Origin of the sequence: Arthrobacter sunyaminii (genome assembly GCF_018866305.1) — a bacterium.
In the GTDB taxonomy this organism is placed as follows: domain Bacteria; phylum Actinomycetota; class Actinomycetes; order Actinomycetales; family Micrococcaceae; genus Arthrobacter_B; species Arthrobacter_B sunyaminii.
Genome location: NZ_CP076456.1, coordinates 123,709 through 141,883, shown reverse-complemented (window position 1 = coordinate 141,883; position 18,175 = coordinate 123,709). Strand labels below are relative to the sequence as shown.

Sequence of the window (18,175 nt, the reverse complement as noted above, 5' to 3'; positions counted from 1 at the left end):
CCGGTTAAGCAGACGCCGCCTAATACAAGTGTGCGGAGGATTCGATGCTCAGTGAATCACGGGACCAGTCCTCAAACGGCCACGGGCTTCGGGTCCTGGTGCGAATCGATACACAGCTGCGCCTGGCCTGCTTAGAGGTCCGGGGCTGCCTTACCGCTTCCACCTACGCAACACTGGTGAACATTCTTACCCATACCGGATCCCTGGGCGCCGCGGTCCGGGTGAATCTCGCCAGGGCCGAACACGTGGAAAGGGACGCTTTGACGCAGTTGCGCGCGGGCGCTGATGCCGCCGTGGATGCCGGCATCCGGTCCGGTCCTGCCGACGGGGGGCGGCCAGGGGCGGGTTATACGGCTGTCCAGCCGGTGGAAATCATTGTTCCGTCCGCCCTTCCAGTGTGCCGATTGGGTCCGGAATCGCCGGCATCGCGTTCATTGCCCTCAGGTCGTGCACTAACCAACGAGGAAGCCCTGGAAATGGCCTTTCTCCGCCGGGACCCCCGAGTCCTCGCGACACCGGCATCCCCTCGCAAGGTCCCGCCCCGGAGCACCCCCTAGGTCTGCTGGGGCTAAGGCCCGCCGCTGATTCGAGATGCGACTGCCGATATCCGCTGCGCATAGGTGCCCCCACTTCGAGCATTGGATGCGGCGCGCCGTGGACAGTATTTTGTCAGCACCCTTACTATTTGCCACAATGGGTTCCACGCACTTTCAAAGCATCCAACGCAATCAGCAGGAGGTTTGCACATGAAGGCAGTAACTTGGCAGGGAAAGCGGAACGTCAGTGTCATCGAGGTACCGGATCCGGTGATCCAGGAACCCACCGATGCGATCATCCGCATCACGTCCACGGCCCTGTGCGGATCTGACCTGCACCTGTATGAGGTCCTGGGCCCGTACATGAACCAGGGCGACATCATCGGCCACGAACCGATGGGCATCGTCGAAGAGGTCGGCCCCGGCGTCACCAACCTCAAGCGCGGTGACCGCGTGGTGATTCCCTTCCAGATTGCCTGCGGCTCCTGTTTCATGTGCCGCCGCGGCCTGCAGACCCAGTGTGAAGTCACCCAGGTCCGGGAGAAGGGATCCGGCGCTCCGCTCTTCGGCTACTCCGAGCTCTACGGCTCCGTACCCGGAGCTCAGGCCGAATACCTGCGCGTGCCGCACGCGGACTACGGCCCCATCAAGGTCGGTTCCGAACTGCCGGACGAGCGCTACCTGTTCCTGTCCGACATCCTTCCCACCGCCTGGCAGGGCGTCCAGTACGCCAATGTGCCCGACGGCGGAACGCTGGCCGTGTACGGCCTCGGCCCGGTGGGACAGTTCGCAGCCCGGATCGGCACCCACCTCGGCTACCGCGTCATCGCGGTGGAGCCGGTGGCTGAACGGCGGGCGCTGGCCGCCAAGCACGGCGCAGAGGTGCTGGACCTGACCAAGGACGTTGCCGATGAACTGCGCGAGATGACGGACGGCCGCGGACCGGACTCCGTGGTCGATGCCGTGGGCATGGAAGCCCATGGTTCGCCGGTGGGCGCCATCGCCCAAACCGCCGTCGGCTTCCTGCCCGACAAGCTGGCACAGAAGGCCATGGAAACAGCCGGAACCGACCGGCTCTCCGCCCTGCACGGCTCCATTGACGCTGTGCGCCGCGGCGGCACGGTGTCCCTGAGCGGCGTGTACGGCGGCATGGCCAGCCCGATGCCGCTGATGGAGATGTTCGACAAGCAGATCAACATGCGCATGGGCCAGGCCAACGTCAAGCGCTGGGTGGATGACCTGATTCCGCTGGTCGAAGATCCCTCCGATCCGCTGGGCGTCATGGACCTGACCACCCACCGTGCCGGACTGGAGGAAGCACCGGACCTGTACAAGAAGTTCCAGAAGAAGGATGACGGCTGCATCAAGGTCGTCTTCACGCCCGGCGCCAACTAAGCCGGCAGCAGCTAAGCCTTTCGAGGGGGAAGCCGCACCAGCTCCACGGTGACGGCTTCCCCCTCTACTGTGAGGCGCATGTAGGTGCAGAAGGGCTGGCGCCTGCGGTCCGTGGGCGACCCGGGATTCAGCAGCCGCATTCCGGCCGGGGTCACGGTGTCCCACGGAATGTGGCTGTGCCCAAAGATCAGTAGATCCGTGTCCGGAAACTGCTCATCCAGGCGTTTTTCCCGCCCTGCGGCAGGACCTGTTTCGTGGATGACGGCCAGCCGCACCTGCTCAACCGTGGCCGTGGCAACCAAAGGCAGCCGGGACGGCAGCGCACCGCCGTCGTTATTGCCGTAGCAGGCAATCAGTTTTCGCGAGCGCTGCAGCATTTCATCCAGTGCGTCTTCGTTGACCCAGTCACCGGCGTGGACCACGGCATCAGCTGCCTCAATCTCCGCCCACAGCTGCGCGGGCAGCTCCCGCGCCCGCTTGGGCAGATGGGTGTCCGACAGCACCAGCAAATTCGTTGCCATGTCCCGCTTCCTAGCCGCGCAGACTCCAGGCCCAGCGGATCAGGGGCAGCTGCAGGGGCAGCCGGGCCAGGTGGATGGCCTTCTCCCGGTCCGATCCGCGGGGACCGAAGGCACGCTGCAGCGCACTGAGGTGTCCGGCGATGAAGGCGATGTACATCAGCGTGGTTCCCGTGGCGGCCGCCCGGCGGGTGGCCGGCAGCAGCAGACCCGCCGCGGCGGCAAACTCCAGCACCCCGCTCAGGTGGGTCCACTGCCGGCGGGTCAGCACACCGAACTGCCCGTCCGTGTCCGTGCTGATGCTGCGGGGAACCACCGCGTTGTAGAACTTCGGGTTGCGGAAATGATTGACGGCGCTGACGGACAGCAGCGCCGCCATGGCGGCCGCTGAGGAACTTTGGCGGTTCATGTGCTTCTTTCGGTGGGGTGGAAGATAACGGAAGGTCCGGCAGGAGCATCCGTCAGCGGCGCCGCGGTGTTCAGCGCGTCCGCGGCTCGGACCAGGGCAAGGTGGGAAAAAGCCTGCGGAAAGTTTCCGGCCATCGTATTGTGCACCGGATCATATTCCTCGCTGAGCAGGCCCAGCTCGTTGGAGTATGCCACCAATTGGTCCATGAGGGCGCGTGCCTCCCCGGACCGCCCGGTGGCGGCATACTGCTCGACGAGCCAGAAACTGCAGGCCAGGAAGGGGTTCTCGCCGGGCTCCAGGCCGTCAATCCCGCTGTGCGTGGCGTAGCGCAGCAGCAGGCCGGAATCGGTGCGCAGGTCCTGCTCAAGCCGGGCCACCGTGCCCAGCATGCGTTCGTCGTCGTAGGCCAGGAAGCCCACTTGAGGAAGCTGCAGGAGAGCCGCATCCACTTCCCTGCTGCCGTAATACTGCGTGAAGGTATTCAATTCTTCGTTGAAGCCCCGGTTCAGGATCTCCTCACGCAGTCCGTCCCGCAGGGCGTCCCACAGCTCCACCGGACCGTCCAGGCCATGGGACCGGACGGCGGCGGCCGCCCGGTCAAACGCCGCCCACATCATGACCCGAGAATGGGTGAAGTGCTGGGGCTCTCCCCGCATTTCCCAGATTCCGTGGTCCTTATCCTCGAGGTGGCGTTCCAGGAAGGTCATCAGAGCCCGCTGCAGGGGCCAGGAGAAATGATCCTCCGCCACGCCCGCATCCCGAAGCTTGGCCAGGGCAACCATCACTTCACCGACGACGTCGGCCTGGTACTGGGAAACCGCCCCGTTCCCCACGCGCACCGGAACGGATCCTCCATACCCGGTGAACTGGGGCAGGATGCGTTCGGGAAGTTCACGGGCACCGTCCACCGCGTACATGATCTGCAGGTCCTCCGGGTCACCGGCCACGGCACGCAGCAGCCAGTTGCGCCAGCGCAGTGCCTCATCCGCGTAGCCGTGACCCAGCATGGCTTCGAGGGTCAGCGCCGCATCCCGGAGCCAGCAGTAGCGGTAATCCCAGTTGCGTTCCCCGCCCGCAATCTCCGGAAGCGAGGTGGTGGGAGCCGCCACAATGCCGCCGGTGGACTCATGCGTCAGCGCGCGCAGTACCAGCAGCGAGCGCTGGACGGGTCCAACATACTGCTGCGCGGGATCGCAGTGGTCCGCCCATCTTTCCCAATAGTCGGTGGTGGACGCCAGCGCGGTGTCGATGTCCGTCAGCGGAGGCACTTCATGGTGGGAGAGATGCCAGGTCAGTTCCATGTCCACGCGCTCGCCGGCACCCACAGTGAAGCGCCCTACGTGCTGGTGGTCCACCGCCCGGGGCAGGTTGTCCCCGCGCAGCACCAGTGCATTCGGTCCAGCTATCGCCAGCAGCCGCTCGCCGTGGGGATCGGGGTCACGGCGCATCCACGGCAGGACGGTTCCGTAGTTGAAGCGCACTTCCAGCTCCTGGCGCATATCCACGGTTCCGCTGATTCCCTCCACCCGGCGCACAATCGAAGCCCGGCCGTCACCCACCGGCATGAACTCAGTGACCAGCGCAGCGCCGGTGTCAGTTGCCCAGTGTGTCTGCAGGATAAAGGTGGGTCCAAGATAGCTTCGGCTCACGACGGCGGCATCTCCCTCCGGAGCCAGCAGCCACCGGCCATGGTTCTCGGTTCCCAGCAATGCGCCAAAGACCGACGGCGAGTCGAACCGCGGCAGGCACAGCCAGTCGATGCTTCCCCGCCGGGAAATCAGGGCACCGGTGTGCAGGTCTGAAACCAGCGCATAATCCTCAATCGGGGAAGCCATGAGCCCCACTCAACCACACGGCCGGCGCCGCTCCCAGCATGTCCCCCGGGGACGGCGTTTGCCGACACGGTACCTTGCACAGCAGACTGATTACATTGGCTGGACGGTTCCTGCCGCGGCATCCGACCGGCCCGCGGCACACGAACCGGCACAAGCACGAGGAGCGGTTTTGCTTTTGTCTTCGATTTCATCTTCGGTTCCCCGGCCGGGGAACCTTCGTAACGACGGAAACGGAGCGTCGGCATGAGCCTTCCGGTACTGGACGATACCCAGCGGGCGGCCGGCCTGCGCCGAATGAAAATGGTGGCGACCGGACTGCTGGTGGTGCTCGCCGTCATCTTCGTCATCTCCTTTGCCCTGCAGGAGCGCTATCCCTGGCTGCAGTATGTTCGGGCTGCCGCCGAGGGCGGCATGGTGGGCGCCTTGGCGGACTGGTTTGCAGTCACCGCGCTTTTCAAGCACCCCATGGGGGTGAAGATTCCGCACACGGCGATCATTCCGCGCAAGAAGGATCAGATCGGCGCCTCCCTCGGCCAGTTCGTGGAGAGCAACTTCCTCTCCGAAGAGGTCATCACCCAAAAGCTGGGCTCCATGCAGCTGGCGCAGAAGGCCGGCGCCTGGCTGGAACGCCCGGAAAGCGCCGCCCGCGTAGCCACCGAGGGGTCCGCCGCCATCCGCGGAATCCTGCGGGTCCTGGACGACGACGCCGTCAAAACGGTTTTGGAGTCCATGTTCCGCCGGCACGTGGTGGATCCGCCGTGGGGCCCGCCCATGGGCCGGGTGGCGGAACGGGTCTTCGAAGAGGGGCACCATCACCAGCTCGTGAATCTGGTGGTGGACAGCATCAATGACTGGGTGGAAGCGAACCCGGATGTCATCTCCGAACTGGTGGCCCAGCGGTCCCCGTCCTGGGTGCCCTCGTTTGTGGATGACTTGGTGGGCGACCGTGTGCAGGTGGAAGTGGGACGCTTCCTGCGGGCCGTGCAGGAAGATCAGAACCATGAGATGCGCCGTGCCCTGGACAACTACCTCAAGGGACTGGCCCGGGACCTGCAGGAGGATCCCGCCGTCATGGCCAAAGCCGACGCGATCAAGGAACAGGTGCTGGATGATCCCCGGGTCCAGCAGCTCATCACCCAAACGTGGGCCACCATCAAGAATGCCCTGACCACCGCCGTGGATGACCCGGACAGCGAGCTGACGCAGAACTTCAAGGCTGCAGTGCAGGACTTCGGTCACCGGCTCGCCACCGATCCCGAGCTCGCCGCAAAGGTGAATACCTGGATCGCCGATGCCGCCGGATACCTGGTGAAGACCTACAGCAGCGACATAGCCGGCGTGATCACTGAAACGGTCGAGCACTGGGACGCGCAGGAGACGTCCGAGAAGATCGAGCTTCAGGTGGGCAAGGACCTGCAGTTTATTCGAATCAACGGCACCGTGGTGGGGTCCCTGGCGGGGCTGGCCATCTTCACCGTCGCGCACGCGGTCTTCGGCTAGGGCGGGCAGCGGGCGCACACGCCCGCCCGGCCTGTTTCGCTAGGGCGTGTCCGGCGTCTGCCGCAGATCCTCGGCCAGTTCGCCGCTGATTGTTTCCGGTACCGGGCCAAACGCACGCCGGGCGGCCTTGATGACACCCTTGCCCATGGCGTGGTTGCCCGCTCCGCCCACAACCGCCCCGATCCCCAGGGGCAGCGCGCGGCCAAGCAGAGCCGTTCCCTGCCGGGCAATAACGCGTTTCATGAACTGCTTTCGAATGGATGATCCAACGGATCCCATCACGCCGGACGGCATTTTGCCCAGCGAGCTGGCCCAGGGTTTGCCTCCACGCCCGGCAACGGACTGCATCATGGCGGTTCCCTCTTCGCCAAGCATGATGGCCATGACCATGGTCCGCGAACGCTCCGGATCTGAGAGGTGCACCCCGTGCAGTTCGGCGACTGACTGCGCGTAGAGCGCCGTTGCCTCAAGGAAACCCACCGTTGCCGCCGCTGAGAGCCCCAAAGCTGCGGCAGTGCCGATGGCGGGCACGACGGCGGTCGCGCCCACCGCGGCTCCGCCTCCGGTCACGGTGTTCAGGTAATGCTTCTCCACGATCGACACCAGTTCCGCCGGTGTCGCCTGAGGATGCTTGCGCTGCAGCCGTCTGATATTTGCGAGCACCAGGGGGCGCTGGACCTCCACGGCCCGCTCCATTGCCCGGAGCACCGAAGCTTTGGGTGTCCCGTCCTTTTCAAAGACGGTTCCCCCGGCAGCCTTCATGGCACGGTTGGATAAAAATCCCACGGCAACGCTCCTTCTCGACACATGTTCCGGTGCAGGGCACCAGCCCGTTTAAGCCTACGTGAGGCAGGTACGTAAAAAGCGGGGCCGGCGGAATAATCCGCCGGTCCCGCTTTCTATCTGCAGTCTGCTGCAGAACTCTGCGCCGGAGCGCAGACTCACGAACTAGGCGCGGCTGCTCTTGCGAGTAACGAAGCCGTAGATCGCGAGAACGATGATGGAGCCGATGATGGCAACAAGCCACGTCTGGATGGAGAAGAATTCTTCCAACTCGACACCGAAGATGGCGCCGCCAATCCAGCCACCGAGCAGGGCGCCGATGACGCCGAGGACCAGAGTAGCGATCCAGCCGCCGCCCTGGCGACCCGGAAGGATTGCCTTAGCGATAGCACCTGCGATAAGACCAAGAATAAGGAAAGCAATGAAACCCATGATGATTACTCCTTGCTGTGTGAACGAGTGATGATTTCGTTGTTTTGCCGAGCGACCTGTGGGCCGCGCTTTCCTCCACTGTACTTCATAAGCATGCTTAGGTAGTAGTTGAAAGCGATTTTGGTTCCTTGCCGATAGATGTTAGCTCCGTTTGTCTTCCCCGTCAGGGCGGGGCTGGGCCACTACATAACGCCTCAGGAAGAGACTCACGTCACGAAGCTCGTCGGCACCAATGTTGTGCCCCATCCCGGGGTATGTGCGGGCGGTCAGCGCGGTATTTTTTTCCAGCCAATCCTGCGTCCCGAGAACCGCGTCTTCATTGATCACCCAGTCATCCCGGTCCCGCCCCCAGAAGTAGGGGACGGGCTCCGGAAGCGGTTCTGCCATGGCCAGCAGTTCGTTCTCAGCCACGAACCCGGACAGTCCCACAACGGACTCAAACCTTCCGGGCCGCAGACGGAGCAGGGTGGTGGCCATCGCCATGCCCTGGGAAAAACCCAGCAGCGAAACCCCGGTGAAGGATCCCCCTGCCATGGTCCGGTCCAGCCAGGTGAAAACCGCTGCCGCGGCCTCCAGCACCTCGGCGGTGTCGGACTGCAGATACGGATCCAGCAGGAACCAGCCGTGCGAGTCCCCCACTGGAAAGGTGCCTCGCAGCGCAGCAGCCGTAATGCCCGCGGGAATTGACGGAAACAACCTTGCCAAGCTGTGTTCATCCGTTCCGTAGCCATGCAGCATCACGAGGAGGTGGGTGCCGCGGCGGGCGTCGGCAGGGGCGGACCAGAGGACGTTGCGCATGCACCCACCCTATTCCGGACAGACCCGTTTGGGCTTCGGGAGACCGCTGCAAACGCCTCCCATTGCAATCGCTGGTCAACCTAAATAGCGTTGGTTCAGCACACCGGACGTGGCGTACGCCACGTCATGAGGTGGCGCAGATTGCGGGTGTCCATGCCGAAACCATCAATGATCGTCACCCTCACCGTCAATCCCAGTTTGGACCGGACCATCGAGTTGCCGGGACCGCTGGTCCGCGGGGCTGTCCAGCGCGCTGCCGCCATCAGCGGGGATCCCGGAGGCAAAGGAGTCAACGTATCCCGCGCCCTCACCGCATCCGGGCTGCAGTCAATAGCCGTCCTGCCCGGCGGCGACAATGACCCTGTGCTTTCCGCCCTGCGCAGCGCCGGCGTCAGCTACGCAAACCTGCCCATCCGATCCGCGCTCCGCAGCAACATCACCCTGACGGAACCGGATGGAACCACCACCAAGATCAACGTCCCGGGCCCTGCACTGGACCCTTCCGACCAGGAAGCCCTCATCAGCCTGCTGGTGGACACCTGTGCTGCCGGCGGGAACGGCATTGCTGCGTCGTGGCTGGTGCTTGCCGGGTCGTTGCCTCCCGGGGCGTCCCCGGACCTGTATGCACTGGTGGCACATGCCGTCCGCAGGCAGTTTGGCGACGCCGCACCGCGAATCGCCGTTGATTCCTCAGGCCCGCCGCTCCTTGGTGCGCTGATGCACGGCGCCACACCGGACCTGCTTAAGCCCAACGCAGAGGAGCTGGCCGAAGTGACCGGCGTTGGAAGCGAAGACGAACTCGAAGCAGATCCGCTTTTGGCCGTGCAGGCGGCACGGACCCTTATCGCCCGGGGCGTCGGAGCCGTCCTGGCAACTCTGGGCGCCAAAGGCGCCCTGCTCATCACGGCTGAGGGGGCCTGGCAGGCCACCCGCCCGCCGGTCGCGGCCCGGTCCACCGTAGGCGCCGGCGACTCCTCCCTGGCCGGGTACTTGCTCGCCGACGTCGCCGGCGCCCCGCCGGGCGACTGTCTGCGCCAGGCCGTGGCACACGGCGCCGCAGCCGCATCCCTTCCGGGCACCACTGTCCCCACGCTTGCGCAGACTGATCCCGCCGCGGTGACCGTGACGGAGATACCCCTCCCCGCTAACACCCCCGGCTCCGCAACCGCTCAGGCGGCATCTAAGGAGGAAAACTAATGTCGGATCTCATCACACCGGAGTTGGTCACCCTTGACCAGAATCTGGGAACCGAACGGTCCGAGGTGATCCGCCACCTGGTCCAGCAGGTGGTCTCAGCGGGACGCGCCACCGGCTTTGACGGGCTGTACTCAGATGCCATGGCCCGGGAATCCAAGACAGCAACGGGGGTTCCCGGCGGAATAGCCATTCCCCACTGCCGCTCCTCAGCAGTCACCAAGGCCACGCTGGCCATGGCCCGGATCCAGCCACCGGTGGACTGGGGAGCCAAGGATGGCCCGGCGGACATCGTATTCTTCATTGCCGCACCGGAAGGCGCGGACCAGGAACACCTGCAGCTGCTCTCCAAGCTGGCACGTTCGCTGATTAAGAAAAACTTCACCAGTGCGCTGCGGACAGCCGCCTCCCCCCAGGAAATAGTTGAGCTGGTGGACGGAGCACTGGGCCTGGGGCCGGTCCCGGAGTCACAATCCGGAGGAACGGCTTCGGGGGCCGCGAACCAGGCTCCGGTCACCGGGGCCACGGCGGCAGGCGCCGGCAACGCAGGTGCTGAAACCGCGTCCGGGAGTCCGGAGGGCGCCCATGCGGCAGGAGCTCCGGCATCGGAGCCCACCGCGGACAACGGCGATACAGGCGCAGCCGGCGACGGCGGAGAAACCCACCATCTGGTCGCTGTCACCGCCTGCCCCACAGGCATTGCCCACACCTATATGGCGGCGGATTCCCTGGCTGCGGTGGCCGCCGAACGGGGTATTGACCTGCAGGTGGAAACACAGGGATCCGCCGGGTCAACCCCCTTGGACCCCTCGGTCATCCGCAACGCGGAGGCTGTCATCTTCGCCACCGACGTCGATGTCCGGGACAAGGGCCGGTTTGCCGGCCTTCCCGTGGTGGCCGGTCCGGTCAAGCGGGGCATCGACGAACCCGGCGTCATGATCGATGAAGCGCTTGCCGCCGCCAAGGATCCCAATGCCCGGCGTGTTGCGGGCGGCGGAGGAGGCGGCGAGGAGCGCGATCCGCAAAGCAGCGGCGGCGGTGAGGGATTCGGCGGACAGCTGAAGCGGGCTCTGCTCACCGGCGTCAGCTACATGATTCCGTTTGTTGCCGGCGGCGGCCTGCTCATCGCCCTGGGCTTCCTCCTCGGAGGTTATGAGCTGTCGCTGTCCAACGACGACGGCGACCTGACCGGTGACATCATCCTGGACGGCGGCACCCTCTTCAACCCGGGCGATCAGGGCCTGCTGACCTATCTTGGAGCAGTCTTCTGGAAGATCGGCAACCTGTCCCTGGGATTCCTGGTGCCTGCCCTGGCCGGGTACATTGCCTACGCCCTGGCTGACCGGCCGGGCATCGCTCCGGGGTTCACTGCCGGTGCAGTGGCCCTGTTCATGGACGCCGGCTTCCTTGGCGGACTCGTCGGCGGCCTGCTGGCCGGCTACGTTGCGCGGTGGGTCGGCAGCTGGTCGGTACCCTCGTGGCTGCGGGGTCTGATGCCCGTGGTGATCATTCCGCTCATCAGCTCACTGATAGCCTCCGGGCTGATGATCCTTGTCCTGGGCGGTCCCATAGCCGCCCTGACACAGGCCCTGAATGACTGGCTGTACGGCCTCGGCGGAGTGACCGCCATTGTGCTGGGCATCATTCTGGGACTCATGATGGGCTCGGACCTCGGCGGCCCCATCAACAAGGTGGCGTACGCGTTTGCAGTGGCGGGACTCGGCGAAGGAAGCTTCGAGAACCAGGCACCCTGGCAAATCATGGCCGCGGTCATGGCCGCCGGCATGGTTCCTCCGCTGGGCATGGCCCTGGCAACCGTGCTGGACAAACAGCAGTTCACGATGGCTCTGCGGGAGAACGGCAAGGCCGCCTGGCTGCTCGGTGCCGCCTTCATCTCCGAAGGCGCCATTCCCTTTGCCGCGGCAGACCCCTTCCGTGTCATTCCGTCCTGCATGGTTGGCGGAGCCGTTGCCGGCGCCATCTGCATGGGCACCGGCGTGACGTCCCAGGCACCGCACGGCGGAATCTTCGTGTTCTTCGCCATCGGCAACATCCTGATGTTCATTGTGGCTATCCTCGCGGGAATGGTGGCCTCAGGATTGATCTATGTGGCGCTCAAACGCTGGACGGCCCCCAAACGCGTGGAGGAACCCGTCATTGCCTAGCAGCCCACTACCCACACACAGAGAGGCACACTGATGCGGACCATCAAGGGAATCGGAGTCAGCGCCGGGCGGGTGCTTGGCCCATCGCTGCGGATGCCGCCTCCGGTGCCCGAGCCCGAAGCTGATGCCAGATTCGGGGCAGACAGCACGGTGGACGGAGAGAAGGCCCGGCTGAAGGACGCAGCCGAAGAAGTCCGGGCAGACCTCCGCCACCGGGCTGAAACGGCCAGCGGAGATGCCAAGGCCGTACTGGACGCAACAGCCATGATGGCCACAGACCCCATGCTGCTCAAGGCTGCCGGCAAACACATTAATGCCGGCATGGCCGCCGACCGGGCCATTTGGGAGGCGGGGCTGGAGGTTGCCGCCATGCTGCAGAGCTTGGGCGGCTACATGGCTGAGCGCACACAGGACGTCCTGGACGTCCGGGCGCGCATCGTGGCTGAACTGGACGGGCTCCCGGCGCCGGGGATTCCCGCGTCCGACACCCCGTTCATCCTGGTCGCCGAGGAACTGGCCCCCGCTGACACGGCCACCCTGGACCCGGCGAAGGTTATTGGCCTGGTCACCTCCGGCGGCGGACCACAATCCCACACCGCCATCCTGGCACGTGCCCTGGGGCTGCCGGCTGTGGTGGGAGCCCCAGACGCCGATTCACTCAGCGACGGCACCGAGCTCTACGTCGACGGGGCCACCGGAACCGTGGTGGCGGAGCCAGGCGCTTCGGAACGGGAAGCCGCTTCCAAGTACGCCTCACGGGTGTCCCTGCCCCCCTTCAGCGGTACGGGAACGACGTCGGACGGTCACCGTGTTCCCCTCCTCGCCAACGTGGGTTCCGGCAAGGACGCGAAGGCTGCGGCGGCGGCCGGTGCGGAAGGCATCGGTTTGCTGCGCACCGAATTCTGCTTCCTTGGCCGCGATTCGGAGCCTACCCAAGAGGAACAGGTCACGGCTTACGGTGCCGTTTTTGAGGCTTTCCCCGGACGGAAAGTGGTGGTCCGCACCTTGGATGCCGGTGCGGACAAGCCCTTGCCGTTCCTGACTGATGCCACCGAACCCAATCCTGCCCTGGGCGTTCGGGGATTCCGTACCGACAGGTCCTCCCCCGGCGTCCTCGGCCGCCAGCTGGAAGCGATTGCCATTGCGGCCGGCGCACACGAAGCCGATGTATGGGTCATGGCTCCGATGATTTCCACCGCCGAGGAGGCTGCGGATTTTGCGGTTCAGTGCACCGGCGCAGGACTCGCGATGCCCGGAGTGATGATCGAGGTCCCGGCAGCCGCACTCATGGCTGAGGCCGTCCTTTCCCGGGTCCGTTTCGCTTCGCTGGGCACTAACGACCTCACGCAGTACACCATGGCAGCGGACCGGCAGCTCGGCACCCTGGCCACCCTGAATGATCCCTGGCAACCGGCGGTGCTGCAGCTGATCGGGCGAACGGTTGAAGGAGCGCGCGCGGCGGAAACAGCGGCTGAGCCGGGCCAGGCCACTGCCGCAATCAAGAATGTGGGCGTCTGCGGTGAAGCGGCGGCAGACCCTGCCCTCGCCGTCGTGCTGACAGGGCTGGGAGTCAACACGCTGTCCATGACCCCGCGGGCACTCGCCTCCGTGGGAGCAGTCCTGGCCACCGTGTCCCTCGCTGAGGCGCAGGATCTGGCGTCAGTCGCCCTGAGTGCGCACACTGCAGCAGAGGCACGTTCCGCGGTCCGCAGCCGTCTTCCCGTCCTCGAGGAGCTGGGACTGTAGCCTCACCCTGAGTCATCCACCACGCGTACTGAGAGTAGAAACGGAAGGAAACACACACCATGCCAGAACGTAAAGCCACAATCGCCAGCAGAGTTGGCCTGCACGCCCGTCCCGCCTCCATCTTCGCCGAGGCAGCTGCGGCCCAGCCCGTCGACGTAACCATTGCAATGGAGGGGGAACCCGCCGAGGAGGCAATGGACGCCGCCAGCATGCTGTCGCTCATGAGTTTGGGTGCTTCCAACGGCGACGTCGTGGTGCTGCGGGCCGAGGGTGATGGGGCCGACGAGGCCCTCGATGCCCTGGTAAAAATCCTGGAAACGGATCTCGACGCCTAATAGGGAAATCCGGATACAGCGAAGCCAGCGGAGTTATCCGCTGGCTTCGGTCGTAACGTCACGCTGACCCCCCACAGGCAGCGGATGTTACATAATCATTATTCTGGCACATGATCATGAAATTGTGAACGAGCGATACCGATTCTTTACCTAGTGCCGTAGGCTTCCGCGAGCAGATTTGATTTTGGCCTCTTTTTCTCAGTCCTGCGTGCGTTCCACATCATGGCCAGCGCAATTGAAATGACCAGGACTGCCGAATACGGCAGTATGCGGTCCCAGGCACCCCGCGGCAGATTCCATGCTGCCAGGCTCAGTAAGGCATGAAGCACAACGGAGGACATCCCCAGCGACATGAGGCCGGCACTGATACGGATGTCCCGGCGGCGCCGTGAGTCCACCGCACACAGAAACAAGGCCGGGGCCAGGCAGGCAGCAACATACATCTGATAAAGCCTGGCGGTGTCTCCGTAGGCGGCCACTGTGCCTTGATCCGCATAGGCGCGCAGTGCCGTGGAGGACTCGGGGACGTCGCTCAGGGCAAAGAGTACGGTCACCGCCGCCACAACCATTCCCAGGACAATAAATCCCACGGGTCCGGAAATTAAACGCTGCGCGCGGGGTGCCGTAAAGGCTGATGTAACCTTTACGCCGAGGATGAGGAAGGTAGCGAACACTGAGAACCGCAGCAAAAGGTTGGCGATGTTCCTTCCGCCCAACAGCGAATCAACCTGCAGGTAAAAGAATGGGATGCTTAGCGCCACTGCCAGCGTAATCGTGGCCATCGCCCAGAACATCCCGCGGTTCTCACCCCGGATTGCTGAGGGAAGACGCTGAAGGGCCAGGAAAGCAGTGGTCCCAAGGACCACCCATTGCAATGTCATCCCAATTCCTCCAAAAATGAAGAGTTGTTTTTCTCGTCGGTTTCAAGTTTTCTCAGCACCTTGCCCAAGGTGTCCAGCCGGTTCCTCGCAAGGAACACCAGGTCAGTGTCGGAAAGCTGTGAGAGCGCACGTTCGCGGCCGCCTATGGGCCACCCGCACTCATCCGGAGTCAGAAGTCCGGTGGCCACCAGCCCGCCGGTCAGGGACACTCCTGCAATCCTGGCGGCCTGAACGGCTAGCTCCGGGGCGAGCCGGCCGGCCGTGAGCTGCGCTGAGAGGTTTTGGGGTGCCACGCCGCTTACGGCACTCAGACGCTGGCGCAGGTCCCCCGGATCAACCGCCTCAAACCAGGCGCGCACGGAGTTCCGGTGCGGAAAGGGCCCCAGGCCCGGAAGATCTGCGGGCGACGGATTGGGGTGCAGGCTCCGCGCCACCAGCAGCTGCAGGACGCAGACATACGTCACCTGGCTGATGAGCTCGCTGGCTGTGGGCGGTCGGGAGCCCGCCAAGAGATCCCGGTACTCCTCGAAGAAGGACAGAGCTTCAACCGGGTTCTGATCACAGGCCCGGGCTACACGGACAACCGTGGCCTCAGACACCTTCCCGCGGACCAGCTGCTGCGCCAGGGTAGAGCGTTTTATGCCGGCCATACGGCAAAGATCAGCCGTGGACTCCCACGGGGCAGTCATGGATCGCCAGTTCTGGAAAGCTTTGGCAGACACAGCCACAGGCGGTTCCCCCCAATTGGTTTCTCCGGACTGATGCCACTATACTATTTTCACTGGCTCCCCCTTCTGCGTTCCCCCCATATGCAGAGCGGGGAGCCAGCTTCAATTAAGGGTGATTCAAGCCAACCCTCATCATTGGATCAGCCGCTTATTTGGGCGGCCACGCGATTAGCGCGCCTGCTGCGGCCATGAAACGTGATGGCTCAGCTCACGATGCTTGCCGAGATATGACGCCGCGTAGGAGCAATACGGCTTTATTCGCCGCCCCGACGCAATAATGTCTTCCGCCGCGAACTTCACCAGCATGGATGAATAACCCCGGTGCCGGAATTCCTCCCGGACCACCGTGTGAGTCAGGGCCACTGCATCCGGGGCGTCCTCGTACTCCGCCGTGCCTGCCAGTTCACCGCCCACGCGAAGCTCGTACCGGTCATGGTCGTCGTTTCGGGAGACCACAATGTCATCCCTTATGTGCCCGCTCATGCCCCTGAGCCTGACATCGAAGCTGCGTTTCGTCCAGACCCCGGAAGGCTAGGCCGCGTGGCCGCCTCCGGCTGAGCTCTCTGCGCTGACCCACGCATTTTCCAGACCGGCAACGGCCGTTCCGTAGTCCCTGATGTTCTCATCATCCACCGCACCGGAACCTTCCACCGGCGGCCGGAGCGCAGCAGCGCTCTTCATGGCACGCATCAGGTTTTTGGTCTCGGGCCTGGCCGCGTCTGTGAGTCCCGGTTTTTCCAGAGCCTTCCAGCCGTCCAGCTCATAAGAACTCCAGCTCTTCAGCACGGCATCGTGGCGGCGCTCCAGAGCTGCAATCTGCTGCCGGCGGGCGTCCTGTTGCCGGGCCGCTTTACGCTGCCGGTGGCGCACCTGCACCCAACGGACAGCACCGGCTGCCCCGCCCACGGCAGCCAAACCCACCCACGGTCCACTGCCGGGACTGCCGGCAACCGCCCAGGCCACGGCCAGCAGGGCTGTCAGAGACCCCGTCAGACCCACCCAGAACAGTTTCTCGCCGTCCCCGCGTGCAAGCGCCGCATCAATCCGGGCTGCGGTCAGAATCATGGCCGCAATCATCAGCAGCAGTGCCGGAACGAGCATTGAACCTCCTGCGTCAATCAGCGGCATGGGTTTCCTCTTTTCCGCAGCCATCGTAGTCTTCCGCACAGGCGGGTGATCATTTTCATGCACAGCCCACCGTACGCTTCCATCTCACGCCGGATGAGCGGAAAGGTCAATGTCCGCGCAGCCGGCCGCGGGCGGGACGAATTCCGGCCCAAACGGTTTACCAAGTATGCTGATGTCTTTGATTTGCTGTCCCGCCCACGGCGTCTTCCTGGGACCCTTGACCCGGAGTACAAAGGATAAGAATGAGAATCCCCGCACCCCGCGGACCAGTCAGTGCCGCCCTTCTTGACCTGCTCACGGCCCCGGAGGCCCCGTCCGCCGGCGCGCTTACGGATCTGGCCGAAGCCGTCCGCCGTGCCTGCCATGGCACTGCCGACATCCTCCGCGACGACGACCTCCAGCTGGCTTTGTTTTGCCTGTACGAGCTGCACTACAGCGGGCTGGACACGGTGCCGGACACGCTGGAGTGGCATCCCGGCCTCGTGGGCCTTCGCCTGGACCTCGAGAAGACTTTCGAGGCGGCCCTTCGCCGCACGGTTCCTGTTCCTGCGCTCCCCGAACCCACCTCGGAAGCAGTTGCTGCGGAGCTGTTCCGGATGGCCGCCGACGACGACGGACCCAGCGTTTCCCGCTTCGTCGCCGCCAAGGCAACCCGTGAGCAGCTGGAGGAGTTCCTGATCCTCCGTTCCGTCTACCAGCTGAAGGAAGCCGACCCCCACAGCTGGGCCATTCCCCGGCTGCCGGTGGGCCGCGCCAAGGCGGCCCTGATCGAAATCCAGGCGGACGAATACGGCGGCGGACGTCCCGAACGCATGCATTCCCATCTCTTTGCGGTCACCATGAAAGGCCTGGACCTGGAGACCGAGTACGGCTGGTACCTCGACGCCGTCCCTGCCCTGACCCTTGCCTCATCAAACGCCATGTCCCTGTTCGGCCTGAACCGCCGCCTGCGCGGGGCTATCGCGGGCCACCTGGCCGCCTTTGAAATGACCTCCTCGATCCCGAACTCCTTCTATGCACGGGGCTTTCGCCGGCTCGGGTTCGATGACACCGTCACCTACTACTTCGATGAGCATGTGGAGGCCGACGCCGTTCACGAACAGATTGCTGCACGGGACCTGGCCGGAGGACTGGTGGAGGCTGAACCTTCCCTGCTGGCTGATGTGATGTTCGGCGCCGCAACGGTTCTGGCCCTGGATGCCATGATGGGTGGGGATCAGCTCACGGCCTGGAAGGAAGGCCGAACCGCCCTGCGCGTGCAGCCCTCCGGAGCTGCAACAGCAGCCCTGGACGGGGTTGCCCTGGCGTCCGGAGTGGCCCCGTGAGCGAAACCCCCGCTGGACACGGGTGTGCCGGGTGTCCCGGCAACGATGAACATCCACAGTCCGAAGCTGCGGAATCCGGGAAACGGCCCGCAGCGGCCTCCGTGGTCACCTATCCCAACGGGCCGCTGCTGGTGCGCGGAGACTTTGAAATCATCACTCCCGACGGCGAACTTGTTCCGCGTGACCGGGAAACCGTGGCACTGTGCAGGTGCGGCGGATCCGCCATCAAGCCCTACTGCGACGGAACGCACAAGCTGATGAAGTTTGACACCGCCCGCCGCCGGCCCGTGCCTGCCCCCGTGGCCGAACGCAGCCGGCCTGCCGGGGAAGAGGGCAACGAAGAAGGTACCGGGGAAGGCGACGGCAGCCAGTCCTCCTGAGCCGGAGGCTGACCGCCCCGGCCCGGGAGTGCTCCCGGCAAAGAAAAAGCACCCCGGTCCGAAAACCGGGGTGCTGCCGAAGTCCCG

General features: G+C 64.7%; 18 protein-coding genes. 8 read left to right on the top strand and 10 right to left on the bottom strand.

The window, feature by feature from the left end; all coding sequences use genetic code 11:
- Nucleotides 1-746: 746 nt before the first annotated feature.
- Nucleotides 747-1,931 (top strand): zinc-dependent alcohol dehydrogenase, encoded by a 1,185-nt coding sequence (locus tag KG104_RS00700; RefSeq protein ID WP_104053596.1) that lies wholly within the window; start codon nt 747-749, stop codon nt 1,929-1,931.
- Between the two features lie 11 nt (nt 1,932-1,942).
- Here KG104_RS00700 and KG104_RS00695 read toward each other — a convergent pair whose 3' ends face one another.
- The 3 genes from KG104_RS00695 to KG104_RS00685 are packed head-to-tail and all read right to left on the bottom strand — an operon-like array spanning nt 1,943 to nt 4,693.
- A complete protein-coding gene (locus KG104_RS00695) occupies nt 1,943-2,452 on the bottom strand; it encodes a metallophosphoesterase family protein (protein ID WP_207348096.1) in 510 nt (169 codons plus the stop codon).
- Nucleotides 2,453-2,462: 10 nt separating this feature from the next.
- Nucleotides 2,463-2,858 carry a DoxX family protein gene (locus KG104_RS00690; protein WP_104053594.1) on the bottom strand — a complete coding sequence of 132 codons (396 nt, stop codon included), beginning with the start codon at nt 2,856-2,858 and terminating at the stop codon, nt 2,463-2,465.
- The gene (locus KG104_RS00685) at nt 2,855-4,693 is read right to left on the bottom strand and encodes a glycoside hydrolase family 15 protein (RefSeq protein WP_207348097.1); all 1,839 of its coding nucleotides are present in this window, start codon (nt 4,691-4,693) and stop codon (nt 2,855-2,857) included. The genes KG104_RS00690 and KG104_RS00685 overlap by 4 nt, the downstream gene beginning before the upstream one ends.
- Nucleotides 4,694-4,936: 243 nt before the next feature.
- Between KG104_RS00685 and KG104_RS00680 the strand changes: the two genes are divergently transcribed.
- Nucleotides 4,937-6,193, top strand: a complete 1,257-nt coding sequence (locus tag KG104_RS00680; RefSeq protein WP_207348098.1) for a DUF445 domain-containing protein — start codon at nt 4,937-4,939, stop codon at nt 6,191-6,193.
- A gap of 39 nt (nt 6,194-6,232) precedes the next feature.
- Here the strand turns inward: KG104_RS00680 and KG104_RS00675 are convergent, their stop codons facing one another.
- The 3 genes from KG104_RS00675 to KG104_RS00665 all read right to left on the bottom strand — a co-directional run bounded on the left by KG104_RS00675 (nt 6,233) and on the right by KG104_RS00665 (nt 8,206).
- Nucleotides 6,233-6,955, bottom strand: a complete 723-nt coding sequence (locus KG104_RS00675; RefSeq protein ID WP_207348307.1) for a hypothetical protein — start codon at nt 6,953-6,955, stop codon at nt 6,233-6,235.
- A 186-nt stretch (nt 6,956-7,141) separates the two neighbouring features.
- Nucleotides 7,142-7,408 carry a GlsB/YeaQ/YmgE family stress response membrane protein gene (locus tag KG104_RS00670; RefSeq protein WP_104102621.1) on the bottom strand — a complete coding sequence of 89 codons (267 nt, stop codon included), beginning with the start codon at nt 7,406-7,408 and terminating at the stop codon, nt 7,142-7,144.
- 141 nt (nt 7,409-7,549) lie between these two features.
- A complete protein-coding gene (locus KG104_RS00665; RefSeq protein WP_207348099.1) occupies nt 7,550-8,206 on the bottom strand; it encodes an alpha/beta hydrolase in 657 nt (218 codons plus the stop codon).
- Nucleotides 8,207-8,374: 168 nt separating this feature from the next.
- On the opposite strand from KG104_RS00665, the gene KG104_RS00660 reads away from it, so the two are divergent.
- Genes KG104_RS00660 through KG104_RS00645 form a run of 4 tightly spaced genes read left to right on the top strand, consistent with a single transcriptional unit; the run spans nt 8,375 to nt 13,646 of the window.
- The gene (locus KG104_RS00660; protein ID WP_207348308.1) at nt 8,375-9,403 is read left to right on the top strand and encodes a 1-phosphofructokinase family hexose kinase; all 1,029 of its coding nucleotides are present in this window, start codon (nt 8,375-8,377) and stop codon (nt 9,401-9,403) included.
- Complete coding sequence (locus KG104_RS00655) at nt 9,403-11,565, top strand: PTS fructose transporter subunit IIABC (protein ID WP_207348100.1); 2,163 nt, start codon at nt 9,403-9,405, stop codon at nt 11,563-11,565. The genes KG104_RS00660 and KG104_RS00655 overlap by 1 nt, the downstream gene beginning before the upstream one ends.
- Nucleotides 11,566-11,598: 33 nt before the next feature.
- Nucleotides 11,599-13,311 (top strand): phosphoenolpyruvate--protein phosphotransferase, encoded by a 1,713-nt coding sequence (gene ptsP / locus KG104_RS00650; RefSeq protein ID WP_207348101.1) that lies wholly within the window; start codon nt 11,599-11,601, stop codon nt 13,309-13,311.
- Nucleotides 13,312-13,370: 59 nt separating this feature from the next.
- The gene (locus KG104_RS00645; RefSeq protein ID WP_104053585.1) at nt 13,371-13,646 is read left to right on the top strand and encodes an HPr family phosphocarrier protein; all 276 of its coding nucleotides are present in this window, start codon (nt 13,371-13,373) and stop codon (nt 13,644-13,646) included.
- Between the two features lie 146 nt (nt 13,647-13,792).
- Here KG104_RS00645 and KG104_RS00640 read toward each other — a convergent pair whose 3' ends face one another.
- The 4 genes from KG104_RS00640 to KG104_RS00625 all read right to left on the bottom strand — a co-directional run bounded on the left by KG104_RS00640 (nt 13,793) and on the right by KG104_RS00625 (nt 16,383).
- Complete coding sequence (locus KG104_RS00640; protein WP_207348102.1) at nt 13,793-14,527, bottom strand: hypothetical protein; 735 nt, start codon at nt 14,525-14,527, stop codon at nt 13,793-13,795.
- A complete protein-coding gene (locus tag KG104_RS00635) occupies nt 14,524-15,177 on the bottom strand; it encodes a hypothetical protein (protein WP_307859006.1) in 654 nt (217 codons plus the stop codon). The genes KG104_RS00640 and KG104_RS00635 overlap by 4 nt, the downstream gene beginning before the upstream one ends.
- Before the next feature lie 246 nt (nt 15,178-15,423).
- On the bottom strand, nt 15,424-15,738 hold the full coding sequence (locus tag KG104_RS00630; protein ID WP_104053582.1) for a GNAT family N-acetyltransferase: 315 nt from the start codon (nt 15,736-15,738) through the stop codon (nt 15,424-15,426).
- Between the two features lie 48 nt (nt 15,739-15,786).
- A complete protein-coding gene (locus tag KG104_RS00625) occupies nt 15,787-16,383 on the bottom strand; it encodes a hypothetical protein (protein ID WP_104053581.1) in 597 nt (198 codons plus the stop codon).
- A 242-nt stretch (nt 16,384-16,625) separates the two neighbouring features.
- Between KG104_RS00625 and KG104_RS00620 the strand changes: the two genes are divergently transcribed.
- Together KG104_RS00620 and KG104_RS18235 are read left to right on the top strand one after the other, a co-directional pair.
- Nucleotides 16,626-17,708, top strand: coding sequence for an iron-containing redox enzyme family protein (locus KG104_RS00620; RefSeq protein WP_207348103.1), 1,083 nt, complete (start codon nt 16,626-16,628; stop codon nt 17,706-17,708).
- Complete coding sequence (locus KG104_RS18235) at nt 17,705-18,088, top strand: CDGSH iron-sulfur domain-containing protein (protein ID WP_207348104.1); 384 nt, start codon at nt 17,705-17,707, stop codon at nt 18,086-18,088. Before KG104_RS00620 ends, KG104_RS18235 begins: the two co-directional genes overlap by 4 nt.
- Nucleotides 18,089-18,175: the final 87 nt, after the last annotated feature.